The 20,339-nt window shown below is 54.9% G+C and carries 19 protein-coding genes and 1 tRNA gene; 16 read left to right on the top strand and 4 right to left on the bottom strand.

Annotated features, from left to right (window positions below; translation table 11 throughout):
* The 9 genes from ACZO0A_RS04180 to ACZO0A_RS04220 form a co-directional block, all read left to right on the top strand.
* Window positions 1-993: sensor histidine kinase (locus tag ACZO0A_RS04180; RefSeq protein WP_486846070.1), on the top strand; the 993-nt coding region annotated here is incomplete at its 5' end.
* An 89-nt stretch (window positions 994-1,082) separates the two neighbouring features.
* The gene (locus ACZO0A_RS04185; protein WP_486846071.1) at window positions 1,083-1,652 is read left to right on the top strand and encodes an accessory gene regulator B family protein; all 570 of its coding nucleotides are present in this window, start codon (window positions 1,083-1,085) and stop codon (window positions 1,650-1,652) included.
* Between the two features lie 32 nt (window positions 1,653-1,684).
* Window positions 1,685-1,837, top strand: a complete 153-nt coding sequence (locus tag ACZO0A_RS04190; protein ID WP_279072320.1) for a hypothetical protein — start codon at window positions 1,685-1,687, stop codon at window positions 1,835-1,837.
* Between the two features lie 167 nt (window positions 1,838-2,004).
* Window positions 2,005-2,484 (top strand): helix-turn-helix transcriptional regulator, encoded by a 480-nt coding sequence (locus ACZO0A_RS04195; protein ID WP_294718801.1) that lies wholly within the window; start codon window positions 2,005-2,007, stop codon window positions 2,482-2,484.
* Between the two features lie 382 nt (window positions 2,485-2,866).
* Window positions 2,867-4,786, top strand: coding sequence for an ATP-dependent DNA helicase (locus ACZO0A_RS04200; protein ID WP_486846072.1), 1,920 nt, complete (start codon window positions 2,867-2,869; stop codon window positions 4,784-4,786).
* A gap of 14 nt (window positions 4,787-4,800) precedes the next feature.
* Window positions 4,801-5,247 carry a recombinase family protein gene (locus tag ACZO0A_RS04205; RefSeq protein WP_486846073.1) on the top strand — a complete coding sequence of 149 codons (447 nt, stop codon included), beginning with the start codon at window positions 4,801-4,803 and terminating at the stop codon, window positions 5,245-5,247.
* 9 nt (window positions 5,248-5,256) lie between these two features.
* Window positions 5,257-5,670 (top strand): recombinase family protein, encoded by a 414-nt coding sequence (locus tag ACZO0A_RS04210; RefSeq protein WP_486846074.1) that lies wholly within the window; start codon window positions 5,257-5,259, stop codon window positions 5,668-5,670.
* Window positions 5,667-5,903, top strand: coding sequence for a hypothetical protein (locus ACZO0A_RS04215; protein WP_143402707.1), 237 nt, complete (start codon window positions 5,667-5,669; stop codon window positions 5,901-5,903). Before ACZO0A_RS04210 ends, ACZO0A_RS04215 begins: the two co-directional genes overlap by 4 nt.
* Window positions 5,903-7,402, top strand: a complete 1,500-nt coding sequence (locus ACZO0A_RS04220; RefSeq protein WP_486846076.1) for a tyrosine-type recombinase/integrase — start codon at window positions 5,903-5,905, stop codon at window positions 7,400-7,402. The genes ACZO0A_RS04215 and ACZO0A_RS04220 overlap by 1 nt, the downstream gene beginning before the upstream one ends.
* Window positions 7,403-7,440: 38 nt before the next feature.
* Here ACZO0A_RS04220 and ACZO0A_RS04225 read toward each other — a convergent pair.
* From ACZO0A_RS04225 to ACZO0A_RS04240, 4 genes are all read right to left on the bottom strand, one after another.
* A tRNA-Ile gene (locus tag ACZO0A_RS04225) sits at window positions 7,441-7,516 on the bottom strand.
* 615 nt (window positions 7,517-8,131) lie between these two features.
* Window positions 8,132-9,487: an MATE family efflux transporter gene (locus ACZO0A_RS04230; RefSeq protein WP_291212952.1), complete on the bottom strand. Its 1,356-nt coding sequence runs from the start codon at window positions 9,485-9,487 to the stop codon at window positions 8,132-8,134.
* A gap of 68 nt (window positions 9,488-9,555) precedes the next feature.
* Entirely contained in the window at window positions 9,556-10,962 is a 1,407-nt protein-coding gene (locus tag ACZO0A_RS04235) for an MATE family efflux transporter (protein WP_215691168.1), read from the bottom strand.
* A gap of 59 nt (window positions 10,963-11,021) precedes the next feature.
* Window positions 11,022-12,098, bottom strand: coding sequence for a M24 family metallopeptidase (locus ACZO0A_RS04240; protein WP_302376413.1), 1,077 nt, complete (start codon window positions 12,096-12,098; stop codon window positions 11,022-11,024).
* Window positions 12,099-12,477: 379 nt separating this feature from the next.
* Between ACZO0A_RS04240 and ACZO0A_RS04245 the strand changes: the two genes are divergently transcribed.
* From ACZO0A_RS04245 to ACZO0A_RS04275, 7 genes are all read left to right on the top strand, one after another.
* A complete protein-coding gene (locus ACZO0A_RS04245; RefSeq protein ID WP_291212946.1) occupies window positions 12,478-12,930 on the top strand; it encodes a MerR family transcriptional regulator in 453 nt (150 codons plus the stop codon).
* Between the two features lie 39 nt (window positions 12,931-12,969).
* Window positions 12,970-13,095, top strand: coding sequence for a hypothetical protein (locus tag ACZO0A_RS04250; RefSeq protein WP_302376414.1), 126 nt, complete (start codon window positions 12,970-12,972; stop codon window positions 13,093-13,095).
* A 526-nt stretch (window positions 13,096-13,621) separates the two neighbouring features.
* A complete protein-coding gene (locus tag ACZO0A_RS04255) occupies window positions 13,622-14,131 on the top strand; it encodes a type II secretion system protein (protein ID WP_302376416.1) in 510 nt (169 codons plus the stop codon).
* Between the two features lie 581 nt (window positions 14,132-14,712).
* Complete coding sequence (locus tag ACZO0A_RS04260; RefSeq protein ID WP_302376417.1) at window positions 14,713-15,387, top strand: amino acid ABC transporter permease; 675 nt, start codon at window positions 14,713-14,715, stop codon at window positions 15,385-15,387.
* Between the two features lie 3 nt (window positions 15,388-15,390).
* The gene (locus ACZO0A_RS04265; protein ID WP_302376418.1) at window positions 15,391-16,137 is read left to right on the top strand and encodes an amino acid ABC transporter ATP-binding protein; all 747 of its coding nucleotides are present in this window, start codon (window positions 15,391-15,393) and stop codon (window positions 16,135-16,137) included.
* Entirely contained in the window at window positions 16,137-16,985 is an 849-nt protein-coding gene (locus tag ACZO0A_RS04270; RefSeq protein ID WP_302376420.1) for an amino acid ABC transporter substrate-binding protein, read from the top strand. The genes ACZO0A_RS04265 and ACZO0A_RS04270 overlap by 1 nt, the downstream gene beginning before the upstream one ends.
* Before the next feature lie 325 nt (window positions 16,986-17,310).
* A complete protein-coding gene (locus ACZO0A_RS04275) occupies window positions 17,311-20,301 on the top strand; it encodes a glycoside hydrolase family 3 protein (protein WP_302376423.1) in 2,991 nt (996 codons plus the stop codon).
* Window positions 20,302-20,339 lie beyond the last annotated feature (38 nt).

The following is a 20,339-nucleotide window of genomic DNA, read 5'->3' on the forward strand; positions in this document are numbered from 1 at the left end:
CTTTTGCTTCTGATATCCGAGGCGCAGGGCAATATAGTTTTTGGTAATAGTTTTTTTCAAAGTTCTCTTTTGCATAGTGTAATAATAGCAGTATGCTTTTTACAGGCAAAGGCGCGAAATGGGAAATTAAGTCAAGCAACCAATTTCAGATGGTACACCATTCCTGCAGTGCTTTCCCTTGCGAGTGTTTTGCTTATTTTCTTTTTCGGAAGTTGCTTTCAGCAAGGCCAAATATCCATTCAGCCGCTATGTGTCTGTGCTACATTTATCACCGTAATGCAGATAGCAGCGTTACTTTTAATCAGCTGGATGGAACAAAACGCCAACTTCCGTGAAGAAGCAATCAGCCTACAAGCCAAATCAAAAGCACAGCAAGAGAGCATTGAAGCATTGAGTGCTGCATACGCTCAGCAACGTAAACTGACACATGATTTTCGCGCTCATCTGAGTACGTTAGACGGAATGCTGATGCAACAAAATATAGATATCAATAAAATACAAACCTATATCCATAGCCTGCAATCGAAACAAAACGAACGCATCCTGCTCGTCAATACCCACCATGCAGCACTGGATGCACTTCTGAATCAAAAGGCACTTGTTGCAAAAAATCGTAAAATTGATATACAGTTCAGTGTGAACGATTTGTCTCCCATAAAGATTGACATGGTGGATTTGACGGTTGTAATCAGCAACACACTGGATAACGCGATTGAAGCGTGTGAAAAACTGCCGGAAACGGACCGGCAAATTTATGTGCAGGCACTGCTTGAAGAAGATGAACTGTTTTATGCTATCCGTAATAAATCTTTGCCGGTAAATATGATTGCAAATCAGCTGCCGGCATCAACCAAGGAAAATCCATCTTTCCATGGGTATGGTTTGCAAAATGTTCATACCACATTGGAAAAGTACCACACGCTTTACGCCATGGATTATGAAAACGGCTGGTTTGAATTTGCAACAGAGCTGCCGAATACTCTGATTTCATGACAAAAAACTACTGTTTCACTACAAAAATGATGAAAAAGCAGAAAACTCTGTTTTAATAAAGATAGTTCTGATTTACAGAGGTTCTGCATATGGAAGCAATCGTCGAAAGAATCGTGGAGAAGTGTATACAAAGCGAACTCATTGAAGAAAGTCAACGCGATTGGATGGCATACTCGCTACAACGAAAATTCATGAACTTTGGCGGTTTCTTTATTCTCGTTTGCTTTGGAGCACTTGTTGCACCGTTACCGCAAGTGATTCTTTTGAATTTTGGGTTGGCATTTTTACGGGAAAAGACAAATGGGCTTCATATGCCAACAGTATGTTCCTGCTTTATCACCTCTTTATTTTGTGAATATGCCTGCTTATATCTGATTGACCGACTGCAATCTTCTACGATAGCAGCTACAATTACGCTGCTTATTGTCTCTGTTACGCTAATTTTAACACTTGCTCCTTGCAATAATTCGGCGATTCATTGCAGCAACGAGGAGTTGCAGGACATGAAAATAGCGGTACGCAAAAGACTTGTATTATATTGCTTGCTTGTTCCACCCCTTTTGTTGCTGAAACCATTGTACAGCACTGTCTGGATTGTAGCTGCAGCTGCGGATGCTCTTCTACTGGTTTTGGCTAAAATTGGGGTTGGAATCAAATAAAACCAAATCAAACCGGAAGGAAGGTCTTTACCATGAAAGCAAAAGAAAGTCTTTTACACAAAAACTTGCGTGCAGTAGTTCAGGCATCAATTCGAAAAGAAGCCAATGAACCGTGTAATATGTTTTGGAATTATCAGCCACACCGGCCCGAAAAGCCTCTGACAAATTCTCAGGAGAAAAAATAAATCTCACGCTGCAGCTCTAAGCCCGTCGCATCTCAAAATGCGGCGGGCTTTTTTGTGTGCTCGGTTGGGCAACAACTGGCGAAAGGATGCTACGCGCTTAGCAGTAGGAAGCGCTAGCCGAAGGCAAGGACATCCATCGTGAGGCGGCATCAGAATGCCAGCAGAAAATGCTGACGGGCAAACACATGAACCAACAAGCGGAAATTCATATATTTATAAATTATAGTAATCCAGATAAAATTCGAACGGATTTAAAGTTTAACTCCGCAAAAGTTGCGGGGTATTTGCGATATTATAAGTGCAAAGCAAATTCGGAAGGAATTTCAAAGATGACATCTAACGAGCGACAAAAGAAAATAATTCGCTTGTTAGACAAGCGCCGGAAAGATACGATGGAGCATCTTTCAATAGAATTCCATGTTTCAACAGATACTATCAGCAGGGACATAGCAACATTAAACGAGGACTATCCAATAAAAATAGTCCGGGGCCGAAATGGAGGCCTTTCCCTACCAGACGGATACCACTTGTTCAAGAAAATGTACATGACTCCTGTTCAGGCACTCGCATTACATAGAGCGTTGCTGTATGTCCCTGATGAAATCAAGAAAATCCTTGAGACAATTTTGACCGATTTTGCTTGGTAGTCAATTATGATTACCCAGCACCTTGACAACCGAATACCCAGCATAACAGGTACGTTCCTTTCCCGGCAAGCCCATTGGGTGGTTTTGGCATAACCATAAGCTGCCAAGGGAAAGGCCACAATGATACGCCAGCTGCCTCCCGCGTCAGAGGGGGTGACCGAGCCGGAATTGTAAGCAGTAAGATTCCGGCAGAGCCAGCGAACGGCCGCCGCCAGCGGCCTGCCTGTTGTGTTCCCGGTGTCAGGGGTGCGGGCGGCAAATATGGCACACTTACTTAACTATCTACTTTTGCCGTTTAGGGCAAATCGTGGGCAGCAGGAACCCAAGCTCCTGCTGCCCATCATTTTGCTTTAAACGAGATGGAAAACAGGGGTGTAAACCAATGCAAACTTATCCGACAGGCTATACGGAATCCCACCGCATGGCCGAGAAAATTTTCCGGGAGATCTTACCCCGGCACGGCATGGCGGTGCGCGAGGAACAAATCGCGCTTTGCCATGAAGTTTTAGATACCTTATATAATAAGGAAATTTCCCTGTGCGAAGCAGGCGTAGGCACCGGCAAAACGCTGGCCTACCTTGCGGGCTGTATCCTTTGGCAGATGCATCGCCCCGAACGGATGAAACTGCCCATCGTTATCTCCACTTCCAGCGTTGCCTTGCAGGACGCTATCCTTACAGAATATCTGCCTGACCTGTCCGCTATTTTGTTGGCTGAGGGCATCATCACCGCACCCATCACAGCTGTTGTCCGCAAGGGCAAAGAGCGTTTTGTCTGTGATGCCCGCCTTGCCGAAAGAGCATCGCTGGTGCAGCCAAGCAGAAAACGGCAGACCAACAGCCTGAACATTGCTGCGCACATTTTGGACATGGATCATATCCCGGAACTCTCCCGCTATGACCGCTGCCGCATTTGTGTGCCGCCGTCCTGCCCGCGTGATTGCTTTCTGCGCGAGGATTGCCGCTACCGGCAGTATCTGCGGGATTCCATGAAACCCGACATCCAAATTTGCAATCACAATTATCTGCTGGCTGACGCATCGCATCGGCAAGAAGATAGACCGCTGCTCCTGCGCAGTTATCAGGCGCTGGTGGTGGACGAGGCGCACAAATTACCCGATGCCGCCCGCCAGATGTACACGGAAACCTTATCCCAGCACAACATGGATGAATTGTGCCTTTTATTACAACAGGCGCACTACAAGGATTTTGCCAGACAGCTGCGGGCGGCGTTCCTTACGCTGTCGTTCTCCTGCACGCAGGGGCTTTCCAAGCTGCGAAAAAAAGTGAGTGAACCGTTCGTGCTTACGCCGTTCCGCCGCGCTGCACTCATCAACTGTACAGCACTGCTGCAAAATGCCGGCAGTTTGCCGGATGTGCCGCGATACCTGCTGAACAGGCTGGGAGAAGCCGAAAGTCTCCTGCGCCTTTTTCTCTTGGAGGTGCCGACGCGCATCTTATACATCGACTACGATGCCGATGGTCAGCCCACATTCTGCGCGGCCAGCAGCCGCGTACCGCAGCTTCTCCGCAGTGCGCTGTGGAACACACACGAACCCGCGATTCTGACCTCCGGCACATTGGCAGCAGCCGGAGATTTCAGCTACACGGGACAGCTTTTGGGGCTGGCGGCTTACCGACCCCTGCGTCATTTTCGCGCAGATTCTCCGTTTAACTACAAGAAAAAATGTCTGTTATACTTTCCTCCGCGCGTAAAAACGCGAATGGACAACCGCAAAATGGCAGAAGAAATCGTTCGGCTGGTTGGTGCCTGTCACGGTCACGCGCTGGTGCTGTTCACAGCGTACCGCCAGATGGCGGAAGTCCGCGCGCTGACGGACGGTCAGTGGACATACCCGACCTATCAGGCGTGGCGCAATGGCGGCAAAATCATCCAGCAGTTCAAGCAATCCGGCAATGGTGTGCTGTTTGCTGCTGGCTCCTGCTGGGAGGGCATCGACTTTCCCGGCGATATGGTGTCTCTGCTGATCATCGCCAAGCTGCCGTTTCCGATACCCGACCCGGTCAGTAATTACGAACGCCGGCAGTACCCGAATCTGCGCGACTACATAACCGCCGAAATCATCCCCGAAATGCAGAAGAAGCTACGTCAGGGCTTTGGTCGTGCCATCCGCACCGAGCAGGACTCCTGCGTGGTGGCGATTCTGGACGAACGCGCAGGTATCGGCGGCAAGTACCATGACGCCGTGCTGGCAGCACTGCCGACCTGCCCAATCACCGAGAAAATCGAAGATGTGCAGCAATTCATCCGGGAGCAGAAGCGTCCGGATTACTTTTTGTGAAAGAGGGATCTGCAATGTACCTTATGCGAAACCACGATGTCTGGATTTATGTGCGCTGCGCCAACAGCGATCCGCGCATTGCCTTTGACCGACTGTATGACCTTATCGACGAAGCCGCCGGACACGGTTTTCTTGTGCGCGGCACATCTTTTGACCATTGCAGCGGAAACACCTTGAAAGACCGCATCGGTCTGCGATCTATGCTGGACGCAGTAGAGAACGGTCGGATTGAAGCCGTGATGGTGCGCGATTTGGAGCAAATCAGCCGCAACAGCTACATACTGGTGGGAGTTATTGAAATTCTGCGTCAGAATGATGTCTACCTCATCACCACCGAATGTGACTTAAACGCCGAACTCATCAACAGCGGGCTGGAACGCTTTGTCGGGGACCGTTTTACGCGGGCATCCTTTGGCAAGCCGCGATTTGATGTTTGTCTCCCTCTGATGGATCAATTCTGAGGTGTGCCCATGAGAGAATACAAAGTTTGGGCGTTCGCCCGCAGCGCTGCACCGAACCTGCCCGCATTGGAGGATCAGCTGGCGGATGTTATGCGCGAAGCCGACAGGCGCGGCTACATCATTGTGAATTCCTGCATGGAGCAGAAGTACGGCACCGAGTTCTGGCGACCTGATTTGTTTGCCATGCTCACCGCTGTGCAACAGGGGCGTGTCAATGCCGTCATGGTGCAGAGCCTTGACCGGTTGAGCCACGACATTACAATCCTGTACCGCATCCTGCGATTTCTGCAAAATTACGGTGCAGTGCTGATTACGACCGAAACCAATCTGCAATATGAACTCTATCTGACGGGGCTGGACGCACGCTTGCTGCGCCGCCACAACCGAAAACCAATTTACTATGTGGAGTGTGAAGAACGATGAAAGAACCTGTGCAAATGCCGCTGCAGGCATCCGCCTGCGAAATTGAAAAAATAACCCTGCCGCAGATTGTCAGCATCAAACAGGCAAGTGAGATTATGAATCTGCCGCCATATTATCTTCGGCGTGTCTGCCGCGAGAATCCGGACCTTGCATTTCAGTCCGGTGTTAAGTGGTACATTAACCTTGGCAAGCTGGCGGCCTACTACAACAATAAAACGGAGCAATCTGAATAATGGCATCGGCAAAACTTATGATACCCAAACGCAGCGCCCCTTATTATGTACTGACCGCTAATGTGACCGTACATGGAAAAAGGGTGCGGCGATATGGGCGCTTTGACTTTGACCCCACTGTACTGAAAACCCACCGCCAGCGTGAAAACGCTGCCATTGAAGCCGCACTCGTTTTTGAACGCGCAGAGCAACAGAAAGCCGACGATGAAAAAGATGGCAAAAACACGCCCTTCCGAGATGCAGCAAGAGCATACATTGATTCCAAAAAATCGATGCTTGACCCCTCCGTTCGTCTGGAAGGCGACTACGAACAGCACAAGAATAAAGCCAACACCACAGCAGGTAAGGAAACCATGCTGCGCCGAATCTGCGAAATCAGCCCGGCATTTGCAGAAATGCCGATTTCAAAGGTAAATAAGCGCGAATGCGAGAAGTTTCTGGATCTGCTGGGTGAGGCCGATGTGCGCAGCGTGAAAGGGTATGCGGTGCTGAAACCCAACGCAAAGCAATATAAGAAACTGTCCTGTCCCCAAATTGCAGCACAATGCTCCATACAGACAAAATCTGTAGAGCGAGTGTTCCGCGGAGAGCGTACCACACTAAAAACAGCACAGGAAATTGCAGCAGCTCTCAAATGTAAGCCCGAAAAGCTGTTTCATATTGAACTGGATCACCGCCCTATTGCACGAAAAACCATTAAGGAGTATGCCATCTTTCTGCGGCTCGTAATGCAATATGCCGAACGCGAGTACGGCATAGACAACGATACCCAAACACTCGCGGTTAAAGGTACGCGCAGCCGCCCGGTAGACTGCCTGCACCCGGAAGAAGTAGAGGCTCTTTTTAAGGTGCTGCCGCGCTGTTCCACACTGGAGCAAGTCATCGTCATGGGGCTGCTGAATACCGGAATGCGGCGCGGTGAGTTAGCCGGGCTGACATGGGAAGATATTGACTTCGACCACTGCACCGTCCATGTGGATAAGTCACTGCTCATTGTGAACAAAGGCTATCACCTAACGACCACGAAAGAGGACAACGTCCGTGACATAGATGTAGCACCCGAATTTATAGAATATCTGAAAACCTACCGTGACCAATGGCTTGCACAAAAGCACCGTATGGGCAGTGCTTGGCAGACCTGCATGGACGGAAAGTGGGAATCGTACCGGGAATCCCTGCAAAAGCTGCGCGGGAAAAATTTTATCGTTATAAATGATTTTGGCTGGCCCATCAGCCCCGACCACTATGGCAAAATTGTTGACCGCGTGGCCGAGAAAGCGGGCATCCGCAAAATCCACCCGCATATGTTTCGCCACACCTTTGTCAGTATCCTGCTCTCCAACCCGGACATCGGTGTCGCTACGGTGGCGGCCGAAGCGGGTCACGCCCAACCCAGCACGACACTGGCAATTTATACGCAGGTTTACCACAAGCGGCAGGATTCCATCCGCAGCCAGATGAGCGAGACGCTCTACAAGAGAAAAGGTTCCGAAAGATGAAAAGAGACGTGCAAACTTTACGCTTGCACGTCTCTTTTTGGTGGGCCATGCAGGATTCGAACCTGCGATAACTCGGTTATGAGCCGAGAGTTCTAACCGCTGAACTAATGGCCCTTATGAAACACCCCAAACAAGCAGTTGCGAACCGCCCGTAGATGGGTTGTAGATGAAAGCAGAAAAAACAGTGACAAAAATCGAAATTTTTACGGTTTATCGCCTTTTTGTAAAGTGAGAAATCCTAACATCCAATGTTTATGAGCCGGGGGTTCTAACCGCTGAACTAATGGCCCTTATGAAACAACCCAAACAGGCAGTTGAGAACCGCTCGTAGATGAGTTGTAGATGAAAGCAGAAAAAACAGCTAAGAAAACCGAAAATTACACGATTTATCGAATTTTTACGAAGAGAAAAATCCTAACATCCAATGTTTATGAGCCGGTGGCTTTAACCGTTAAGCTAACGGCCCTTATTATGATGAAGAAGTGCTGTTGATGGCCAAATCGCCAACTCATCGCCAAAGCAGAAATCTTGGCGATGAAGTTCAGCAAAAATCGCGGCACTTCATCATATTTGAAAGTAGAAATGATTGGGTCAGACGGTTATAATCCGTTATGAGCCGCCGACTCTGCCTGGCTGGGCTACCGGCCTACACAGATGTAACTAATATTATACCAGAAAAAGTCCGGTTTGCCAAGGGTGCGCGGGCGAAAAAATAGAAAAAAAGAAAAATTACGCATCCCTCAAATCACCGCGGCAGCGCCAGGTGGCGAAGAGGATGAACACAAAGCAGATGACCCAGGTCGTCGGTTCGCAGAAGCAGACGGCGCGGTAGCCCCAGACCGGCACGAGCCAGACAGCAAAAATCACTTTGCCGATCAGCTCCAGGGCGCTGGCCAGCAGCGGCTCAATGGTGTGCTGGATGCCTTGCAGCATATTCCGTAAAATGACCAGCACGGCCATGGGCGGGATGATGGGCACGCTGATTTTCAAGTACAGCAGGGCATTGGCAATAATGATTTCGTCGTCGCTGCCGGTCACGCCGCGGATGGCCGCCTCGCCGCAGAGGAAGGTAAACGCCATGATGAATACCCACCACACAAAATAGATGACCAGCGCGGCCTTTACGCTCTGCCAGATGCGGCTGCGCTTGCCCGCGCCGAGGTTCTGGCTGCTGAAAGTCGCCACGCCGATGCCAAGCGCACCGCCGGGGATAAAGTACAGCTCAGCCAGGCGGCGGGCGGCGGTCTGGGCCGCAATGTAGGCGCTGCCCAGCGCGTTGATGCTGCTTTGCAGGGCCACGCTGCCCAGGTTGTAGATGGCGCTCATCAGGCCCATACTTAGGCCCGCCCAGAACATATGGGTCACGGCATGGCGGGTCGTCTCTTTCAGCTGGGCCGGGCGGAACCGCAGTTCCGGGTAGCTGCGCAGGATGTACCACACGCCCAGCAGGGCGCTGATACCCTGTGCCAGCACGGTGGCGATGGCTGCGCCGCGCACGCCAAGGCCCAGCGGGCCCATAAAGGCCGCGTCCAGCCCGATATTCAGCATGGTGCTGAAAAGCAAAAACAGCAGAGGCGTGATGCTGTTGCCCACGGCGCGCAGCAGCGCGGCTTCCATATTGTAGAGCATCGTCAGCGGGATGCCCAGCAAAATTACGGTCAGGTAGTCGGCGGCACCGTCCCACGTTTCGGCGGGGACCTGCAGCAGAGTCAACAGCGCGCCGCGGCCCAGCAGGGAAGTGGCGGTCAGCACCAGCGAGGTGCCCACCGAAAGCGTGACCATCCAGCCCACGGCGCGGCGCATACCATTTTCATCCCCGGCGCCGAAATATCTGCTGACCGTCAGTGCCAGGCCGTTGTTCATGCCGAAGGCAAAGTTCATGATAAGACCGTACAGTGCGGCGGTCGCGCCGATCTGCGCCAGTGCCGCCGCGCCCAGCAGGTGCCCGGCAAGGGCGGTGTCAGTCAAATTGTAGAACTGCTGCAGAAGGTTCGAGCAGAACAGCGGCATCGAAAATTGCAGCACCAGGCGGAATGGGTCGCCCTGGGTCATATCCAGCACGCGGCTTTTGTGTGCGGTGGTCATGGGGGTGTACATCTCCTTTATGGGGCTTGCAGGGGTCGATGTCTGGCGTCGCCCCTACGGAAGAACCACTATTCTTTCACAATATTCTTTACCCAGACGCCCTTCTTCACCAGCACAAAGCCGATGGTGCATTTGATGATGTCCATGCCGTTCACAAACAGGTAAATTGTGACGATGTTCAGCCCGCTGAAGCGGGACAGGCAGTAGGCCATCGGCACGGACACGGCCCAGGTAAAGCAGCTGTCAAACAAAAATGTGATGAACGTTTTGCCGCCGGAGCGCAGCGTGAAATACTCACAGTTGGCAAAGCCGTACAGCGGCATACACAGCGCGGCCATGCGGATCAGCTCGGTCGCCAGCAGGCGGATGGGTTCCTCAGTGTTGTAGATGCGGGGGATAAAGGGCGCACAAACGGCCAGCGCAGCGCCCATAATAACGCAGCTGGCAAGGCTCAGGGTAATCATCCGCCAGGCGGTGCGGCGGGCACCGGTCAGGCGGTCCGCGCCAAGCTCCTGGCCGACGACGATGGCCGTGGCATTGCCCAGCGAGAGGAACACCTCATTAAAAATCTGTGCAATCGTGTTGCAGATGTTCAGCGCGGCCACGGCCTGGATGCCCCGCACGGAATAGCATTGCAGCAGCACGGCCTGACCTGCGCCCCACATCAGCTCATTGGCAAGCAGCGGCATCGACCGGATAAAGATGCTTTTGACCAGCACGCCGGGAATGGCAAGGCTGTGGTACACCCCGCGCATAAAGGGGTAGCGGTCGGCGCTGCGGTGGGCGCCGGTCGCGACGATGGCCAGCTCCACAAAGCGGGAAAGCACGGTGGCGATGGCCGCACCGGCCACGCCCAGCCGGGGGAACGGGCCAAGGCCGAAAATCAGCAGGGCGTTAAAGATAAAGTTCACGACCATCGCCAGCATACTGGCTTTCATCGGCAGCACGGTCTGGCCGCTCTCGCGCAGGGTACCGGCGTAGCACTGGGTCAGGCCGAAGGGCACCAGTCCCACAAGCATGATGCGCAGATACCCCCACGCATAGTCCAGCGTGGCGGCGGCATCGGCGGGGGAGGTATCGGCTGAAATATACGCTCCAATCAGCGCTGGCCCGGCAGCCAGAAACAGCATAATGGCTGCCGCTGTGATGGCGGTGGACACCAGCAGTTTAAAGCGGAAAGTGTGGCGCACGCCGTCCATATCGCCGCGGCCGTAAAACTGAGCGCCGAAGATGCCAGCGCCCGAGGTGCTGCCCCAAATGGCGAGGTTATACACAAACAGCAGCTGGCCTACCACGGCAACGCCGCTCATGGGCAGGGTGCCCACCTGGCCTACCATGACGTTGTCCAGCAGGGAGACAACGTTCGTCAGGGTGTTCTGCACGATGATGGGCAGCACCACCAGCAGCACATGGCGGTAAAAGGCCCGGTCGCCCAGCAGGCATTCCCGCAGGGTCAGTTTTTCGGTTTTATCCATAAAAGCTCCTTTTTACATTGCACAAAAAAGGCTTCCCTATGGGGGAGGCTTTAAGGGAGCTACTTCCCCATTACATCCCAATGTTTATCGTTGTGGTTCAGCACCTCGCAGCCGCCCTCGGTCACAAGGACGAGATCCTCGACACGGACGCCGAACTCACCGGGCAGGTAGACGCCCGGCTCAATCGAGAAAATCATGCCGGGCTTGGCAACGGCGGTGTTGGCGCTGCTCACGTCGCCCTTCTCGTGGTCGGTCTGGCCGATGAAATGGCCCAGCCGGTGGTTGAAGTATTCGCCATAACCCGCTTCGGTGATCAAATCGCGGGCGGCGGCATCCAGGTCGCACAGGCGCACGCCGGGCTTGATAAGCGCCTCGGCAGCTTCGTTGGCGCGGCGCACCAGGTCGTGTACGGCGGCCTGCTTCTCTGTGGGCTGGCCGCAGAACCAGGTGCGGGTCATGTCGCTGCAATAGCGGTCCTTCACGCAGCCCATGTCAAACAGCACGCAGTCGCCCTCCTTCAGCACCGTGCCGTCCGGCTCGTGGTGGGGGTCAGCGGCGTTCGCACCGAAGGAAACGATGGTGGTAAAGCTCGGGCCTTCGCAACCGTGGGCGCGGAACTGGGCGTCAATGAACTCGGCCACCTCACGCTCAGTCATGCCGACCTTGACGTAGTGCTTCGCAGCCTCGTTGACTTCATCGTTGATGCGGGAGGCCTCACGCATGAGGCGCTGTTCCTCGGCGTCCTTGCAGGCGCGGCAGTCGTCGATGCAATCGCTGGACAGCACGACCTGCATGCCGGGGTGGGCCTCCATCAGCGGGATCAGAAACTTGGCGGGCCACTCTTTGTCGATACCCAGCGGCTTCGCGGCGTTGACCACGGCGGCGATCTGGGCGACCGGGGCGTCAGCGTCAGTGTGCCAAACGGTCTTGCAGGGCGGATTCGGGACATTGAACAGCTTGTTCAAAAACAGCACCGGCTCGCCGTCGGTGGGCAGGTAGAGCGCCAGCAGACGCTCATAGGGTTCCACGGCAACACCGGTCAGATACCACACGCTTTTGGGGTCGCAGACGATCATTTGGGTCAGGCCCTGTGCGCACAGCGCGGCACGAACCCGGTCAATACGTTCCATTTTCATAAGTTCGACAGTCCTTTCGTATGCTTTCCCACTTATAATAGGTAGATGAGCGGGATTTGTCAATATAAAAAATAAGCCCCAAAGTGGGATCTGGTGACGCTTACGCCCCGGCGCGTCGGCGGCCATGGGGGCATCGTGGTTTGCCTAAAACACCCATTGCAGGGGCCGGGCATGCCCCGCCGCTACAACTCTGCGATGGGAAGGGCGTGCCGCTGCCAAATACGTTCTGCTGTTCAGATCACTGCTTGTTTTGCGTTTTCATAGGTGAATTGCTCCTTCCCGCAGCTTGACATGGGGCTGCAACTGCCCTATACTGATATCATACAAGTTAAACCCCGGTTTAAGTCGAGGGGTTCTGCAAAAAGATCAGGAGGCAACTATGGCTTATACGGTGGGCGAAATGGCAAAACGGCTGGGTGTGCCTGCATCGACACTGCGCTATTATGATAAGGAAGGGCTGCTGCCCTTTGTGGGGCGTTCCTCCGGCGGCATCCGCGTGTTTGAGGAAAAGGACTTCGAGTGGCTGCGCATCATTGAGTGCCTGAAAAAGACCGGTATGTCGCTGAAGGATATCCGCGAATACATCGAGCTTGCCATGCAGGGCGATGCGACGATCGCCCAGCGGTTGGAAATGTTCCGCAAGCAGAAGGCCGTGCTGGAAGCCCGCATGGCCGAATTGCAGCAGACGATGGACACGCTGGACTATAAGTGCTGGTTCTATGAGACCGCCAAGGCCCGCGGCACGACAGATGGCATCAGCGATCTGCCGGACGCCAAACTGCCCGAGAACCTGCGCCCGGTGCGCGAGCACCTGCGGGAAGTGGCGGAATGAAGGCCGAATCAAAACGACCCGGCAGGGGAAAGCACACCTTTGGCCGCGCTGAAGGACAAGGGCTGCACCGGCAACTGCGACAGCCCCATCATGGTCTTCTTTGAGGGCATTGTGCCGTTTATTACAACTCACCTGAAAAAATCCCGCCGCGGACGCCATATTTAGTGGCCCGGCGGCAGCCAAAACGCCAGAGCACAGCAAAAATTCCGTAAAAATCACGTTTTCGGTGTTAAGCACAGCACATTTCCAAACGCCTCCCCATGTGGGAGACGTTTTTTGTGCGGAAAAACGCTCCGCCCCAATAGCACACAATTTGCCCCGCTTAGCCACGTTAAATTTTACAAAATCCCCCTGTAAACCCGCAAAACCGCCCAAAATCGCACCCTGCACCACCGCAAGATATGCACGGTTAAATATTCGCCAGAAAACGACTGCAAAATTTGTCGTAAATGCACATATTTTTTATAAAATAACGCAGAAATGCGTAAAATAAAATGGCGATGCGGCGGCATTATCGAACGGCACACGTTGCAAAGCAACAAAAAACTTTGCGAAAAAGGTACAAACTAGGCAACAAAATGTTTTTTGCTGTTTTGCTGTAACTTTATTGAAATTTGGTAAATTGTATGATATTATAACTTCACAGTAAAAGGACGGTTGAAGTCCTTCTGGAGAAATTGGAGGAATTATAATGTTTGATAAAATTCGTAAAATGAAGAATAAGAAGGGCTTCACCCTCGTCGAGCTCATCGTCGTTCTCGTCATCCTGGCCATCCTGGCCGCCCTGCTGGTCCCCGCTCTGACGGGCTATATTGATAAGGCGAACAATCAGAAGGTTGTTGCTACCACTCGTAGCATTGTCGTTGCCGCTCAGACGGAAGTTTCTGAGAAGTACGGTGTTGTTACTTCTAACAATGGCAAACTGAAGGGCGGTTCGCTTGGCGAGTTGACCGTTACCGCTAAGAATGATGATGGTATCGTCCCCAGTGATATCGGCAAGCTGGCCGAGGTCGTTTCTGGTACTACGCCTGCCTATAAGAATGGCATTACTTCTGCAATCGTTAGCTACGATGAGACTGGTCATGTTACTAAAGTTGTTGTTCAACAGAGTGGTCGTACTTGCACTTATGATGCATCCAAGGGAACATATGAGGTTGGTGATACTGCTCCTGTTGCTGGCGGTTCCGATTCTGATACCTAATCTGATTAAATAATTGTTTCCCACCGTCTCCCACTGACGGTGGGATTTTTTATGCCCATTTTCCCTTGCCGCACCGTAGGGGCCGGGCATGCCCGGCCCTGCCGTGTAAGGCAAGCATCCGCCCCCGGCAACGGTAGGGGGCGGCGTCCTCGACGCCCCGGGGACGTTACCGTAACCACCGCATTGCACGGCGGTTCCACTGGACGTAGGGCGGGGTGCCCTCACCCCGCCGCAGATGGAGCAACGCCAAAACCCTGCATTACACAACGAACCGGGGTAGAGGATGTAGGAGCAAACATAGTTCGCCCGCGCCATGTACGGTAAACGGTCGTTTGCGGGAAGGTCGCGGGCGGCATATATGCTGCCCCTACACCGCAGAGATGTTTTCCATCGTGCAATTATGGCGCACGGGCCGGGCGCTGCGTTCCCTTATCTCGCACCTTTAAAAGCGCACACCCTTAAACTTCACTTCAAATTACACCCTTGCAAAATTCGTGCCGATGTGCTACAATCTCATAGCATACCGTTTTAGTGGGAAATCTTCCCGCCACCCCTGCATCACAAAAGGAGAGAACCGCCCCATGTCCGAACGCCTTGTAGGCATCCTTGTGGATTCCTTTGGTAAAATATTGCTGCCCGGCCTGACCGTCACCATCCCGCTGACTGTCATTTCCTTCACGCTGGCGCTGATCATTGCCATTGTGGTGGCGCTGGTGCAGTTTGCTCATGTGCCCGTCTTGCAGCAGATCGCCCGGTTTTACATCTGGGTCATGCGCGGCACGCCGGTGCTGGTGCAGCTGTTTGTCGTGTTCTACGGCCTGCCCGGCGTTGGCATCCTTATCGAGCCGTTCCCCGCCGCGGTGCTGGTCTTTTCCATCAATGAGGGCGCGTACTGCGCCGAGACCGTGCGTGCCGCGCTGGAAGCCGTGCCCCAGGGTCAGATGGAGGCCGGCCAGTGCGTCGGCATGAGCTATTTGCAGATCATCCGTCGTATCATCCTGCCGCAGGCCATGCGCACGGCGTTCCCCACGCTGGCCAGCTTTTTGATCGCCATGGTCAAGGATACCTCGCTGGCGGCCAACATCACCGTGACCGAAATGCTCATGACCACCCAGCGCATTGTGGCCCGCACCTATGAGCCGCTGGCGCTGTACATCGAGGTCGGCATCATCTACCTGCTGTTCTGCACTGTGCTGACCCGCCTGCAGGCCGTGGGCGAGAAGTACCTGAACAGCAAGGGCGCGCAAAGGAGTTAAGCTATGCTGGAAATCAGAAATTTGCGCAAGGCTTTCGGTGATTTACAGGTGCTGAAAGGCATTGATCTGGACGTGAACAAGGGCGATGTGGTCGCCATTCTGGGCGCAAGCGGCAGCGGAAAAACAACGATGCTGCGCTGCCTGAACTTTTTGGAAAAGGCCGACGACGGCACGATGACCTTTGACGGCCAGCGCGTGGAGTTGGCCCATATGACCCGTACCCAGGTCAACGCCCTGCGCCGACGCACCGGGTTCGTGTTCCAGAACTACAACCTGTTCGCCAACAAAACGGCCTTGCAGAACGTCACCGAGGGGCTGATCGTGGCGCGAAAAATGCCGCGCAGGCAGGCCGATGAGATCGCCCGCGCCGCGCTGGTCAGGGTGGGCATGGCCGACCGTGCCGACTACTACCCCAACCAGCTTTCCGGCGGGCAGCAGCAGCGCGTGGCGATTGCCCGCGCCATGGCCGTAGACCCGGAGATTATTTATTTTGACGAACCCACGTCGGCTCTTGACCCGGAGCTGACCGGCGAAGTGTTGGCTGTCATGCGCAGCCTGGCCGAGGAAGGCCGCACGATGCTGGTGGTGACCCACGAGATGGGCTTTGCCCGCCATGTGGCGAACCGCGTGGTGTTTATGGATGGGGGTGTGATTGTGGAGCAGAACACAGCCGAGGCGTTCTTCAACGACCCGCAGCAGCTCCGCACCCGGGAATTTTTGCAGACATACAGACAAAGGAGCCAATTATAATGAAGAACCTTGCCAAACTGACCGCCCTGACCCTGACCGCCGCGCTGGCTCTGACAGCCTGCGGCAGCACCGCCGACAGCGCCGCCCCCGCCGAGAGCACGGCGGACACCGCCGCGACCGAGGAGACCGGCGGCGACCTGTTGAGCCAGATCCAGGCCAACGGTACCATCACCGTTGCCATGGAGGGCACCTGGGCGCCCTGGACCTACCACGACGAGAACGACAACCTCGTCGGCTACGACGTTGAGGTCGCAACCAAGATCGCCGAGAAGCTGGGTGTGGAGCCGAAGTTCGTCGAGGGCGAGTGGGACGGCCTGCTGGCAGGTCTGGACGCGGGCCGTTATGATATCATGGTCAACGGCGTTGACATCACCCCCGAGCGCGCCGAGAAATACGATTTCTCGACCCCCTATGCCTACAACCGCACCGCCGTCATCACCCAGAAGGACAACGACAGCATCAAGACGCTGGAAGATTTGAACGGCAAGACCACCGCCAACACGATTTCCAGCACCTACGCCGAGCTGGCCGAGCAGTACGGCGCAACCGTGACCGGTGTGGACGACCTGAACCAGACCTTTGAGCTGCTGTTGAGCGGCCGCATTGATGCCACGCTGAACGCCGAGGTGACCTACTATGATTACATGAAGGAGCACCCCGACGCGAACGCGAAGATCGCCGTGCTGACTGCGGACGCGAACGAGGTTGCCATCCCGATGCGCAAGGGCGACGAGACCGCCACCCTGCGCGCTGCCATCGACACCGCCATTGAGGAAATGCGCGCCGACGGTACGCTGAAGGAATTGAGCGAGAAGTACTTCGGGACGGATATCTCCACGAATGAGTAAATGAAGCATCCCCCGCCGCGTTGAAACGGCGGGGGAATTTTTGTGTGGGGGAGCTGGATGGGAAAACGGGAAATTGCCGGAAGACTGCGGACCGGGTATGCCCGGCCCGCGCTGCGTACCCGCAGTGGCATTTTGCACAAAGGGATGCGACCTTGTCTTGTGCGCTTTGCACTACGCTTTTTGTAATCTTTTTGTTACAATTACAGATTGTGCGCCCAAAACGACAGCTTATGCAAATTTTGTGCCGCAAAGCCCCTTTTCTGCTACAATAAGGTCAGAACAAAGGCAGGGGCCAAAAGCCCCGCCTTAGAAGGAGAAAAGGAATATGACAAAACAACCCAAAGTTCGCAAGCCGCATCCCGTACTGCACGGGATCGGGCTGGTACTGTCCGTGATCTTGCTGGTCGCGGTCCTGATCGGTACCTACGTGCTGTCCACGATGGCCACCATCATTGACAGCTTCATCGGCGCACCCAGCGGCCACTACACGCACGCCGAGATCGCCGACACCAAGGTCAAGGCCGAGGCCCTGTCCGCAGACGTCGAAGCCGAGGGCACCGTCCTGGTCCAGAACAACGACAACACCCTGCCGCTGTCCGCCGATACCAAGAAGGTCAATGTCTTTGGCTGGGCCTCCACTGCCTGGCTGGGCGGCGGTTCCGGTTCCGGCGGCGTGTCCACCGTCAACACCGACCTGCTGGCCGCCCTGACTGCCTACGGTGTTGAGTACAACACCGAGTTGACCGACATGTACAAGGACTTCCAGGATGGCCGCGAGTACACCCGCACGCTGAGCGCCTGGCCCGAGCAGTCCGGCCGCCTGTATGAGCCGGATATCAACAACCGGACCTATTACACGCAGTCGATGCTCGACAATGCTAAGAACTACTCCGACACGGCCATTGTCGTCATCGGCCGTCTGGCAGGCGAGAGCAACGACGCCACCAAGCAGCAGTACAAGCGCACCGAGAAGGGCGGCGACATTGTTATCGACGACACCCGCACGATGCTGGAACTGACCACCGAGGAAGAAAACCTGCTGAACTATGTCGGCGCGAACTATGCCCACGTCGTTGTGCTCATCAACTCTACCAACGTTATGGAGCTGGGCCAGATCGAGACGATCCCTGGCATTGATTCCTGCCTGATTGTCGGTCTTTCCGGCTCCGAGGGGGCAACCGCCGTGCCCGAAGTCCTGTGGGGCGACAAAGAACCCAGCGGCCGTACCGCTGACACCTGGGCCTACGACCTGACCACCGCTGCCAGCTACGCGAACGCCGGCCTTGAGGGCGTGGGCAAGTACAGCAACGCCGACGGCCTGTACCCGGCTGACGGCACCACCACAGGCAACCTGGACACTCCTTACGCCTACGAGCAGGTCTCCTACGTCGACTATGCCGAGGGCATTTACATCGGCTACAAGTGGTACGAGACCGCCGACGCCGAGGGCTACTGGGATGCCGAGAGCAATGAGCACGGCACCGGCTATGATGCCGTTGTACAGTACCCCTTTGGCTACGGCCTGAGCTATACCAGCTTTGACTGGGAGGTCACCGATGCCTCCGCCAACGGCAGCACGCTGACCAAGGACGGCAATGTGACCGTGAAAGTCACCGTCACCAACACCGGCGAACGCGCGGGCAAGGACGTTGTGGAACTCTACTACACTGCGCCCTACATCGCAGGCGAAATCGAAAAATCCAGTGTCGAACTGGGAGCTTTCGCCAAGACGAAGGAATTGCAGCCCGGTGAGAGCGAGGAAGTCACGCTGACTGTCCCTGTCTCTGACATGGCCAGCTATGACGCCTACGACGCCAACCACAACAACTTTACCGGTTATGAGCTGGACGCCGGTGACTACATCTTTACCGTACGCCACAACGCCCATGACGTGGACGCCGCCGCCAACGCCACCATCACTTGCAACCTGCCCTCCGGCATTCAGTATGCCGAGGATACCGTCACCGGCAACGTCGTTTCCAACAAGTTCACTGGCAGCGATGCTATCGACGGCGTGAGCCTGGATGGCAGCGACTCTGAGCAGAACATCACCTACATGACCCGTGCTGACTTTGCGGACACCTTCCCCAAGGCCAACACCCCGACCCGCGCCATGACCGACAACGTCAAGGTGCTGAACCTCTATACTGCTGATGATGCCAACGGCTACATCAACGACGCCGATGAGACTATCACCACCGGCGCAAAGAACGACATGAAAATTGAGGACAACGGTAAGGTCACCGAGCTTGGCTTGCAGCTTGGTTCCGACTTCAACGACCCCCAGTGGGACGCTCTGCTGGACGAACTGACCATTGACGAGATGGAAAACCTGTACATCAACGCTTACGGCGGTCTGGCCGAGCTGAAGAGTGTCGGCAAGCAAAAAAGCAAAGACGCTGACGGCCCTGCCCAGATCGGCGGCTTCACCGGCATGGGTGCTGGCACCGGTTTCCCCAGCTCCAGCACGCTGGCCCAGACCTGGAATGCAGACCTTGCCCAGGAGGAAGGCCGCACCATCGGCACCCAGGCACTCCAGAACGGTTACACCGGCTGGTATGCCCCTGCCACCAACATGCACCGCAGCCCCTTCAATGGACGTAACTACGAGTATTATTCTGAGGACAGCCTGCTGTCCGGCATCATCTGCGGCAACACTGTGACCGGCGCAAACCAGGCAGGCGTTTACACCTACGTCAAGCACTTCATCTGCAACGATGGCGAGAGCGGCATCTACCGTGACTCTGTCTACACCTGGATGACCGAGCAGGCTCTGCGCGAGACCTACCTGCGCCCCTTCCAGATGCTGGTCGAGGATTATGACGCGGTCGGCCTCATGAGCAGCTACAACCGTATCGGCGCTGTCTGGGCAGGCGGCAGCGAGGCGCTGCTGACCGGCATCCTGCGCGATGAGTGGGGCTTTGACGGCGCGGTCATCACTGACTACTGCGACCACCACAGCTACATGAACGGCGACCAGGCCCTGCGCGCAGGCGGCAGCCTGTGGATGGCTGGCTTCACCGGCGGCGAGATGGCCTATGAGACCGGCTCCAACAGCTATATGCAGGCTTTGCGCCGCGCCACCAAGGAGACGCTGTATATGTACCTGCATGTCCGTGTGACCAACCAGGCTTATGCTGACAGCATCGGCGATACCAGCGTTGTTCGCCACAACTTCACGGCTTCTGTGTTCGGCTGGCGTCACCTTGTCGCCCTGATCGACATTGTGGCTGTTCTGCTCTTCGCACTGGCTGTCCGCGGCGTCGTCATTGACGTCAAGCTGCGCAAGGCGGCCAAGGCTGAAAAGAAAAACTAACCCCATGTGGGCAATGCGGGCACACCTGCGTGTGCGCC

The sequence above is a fragment of the Gemmiger sp. genome (genome assembly GCF_057431175.1).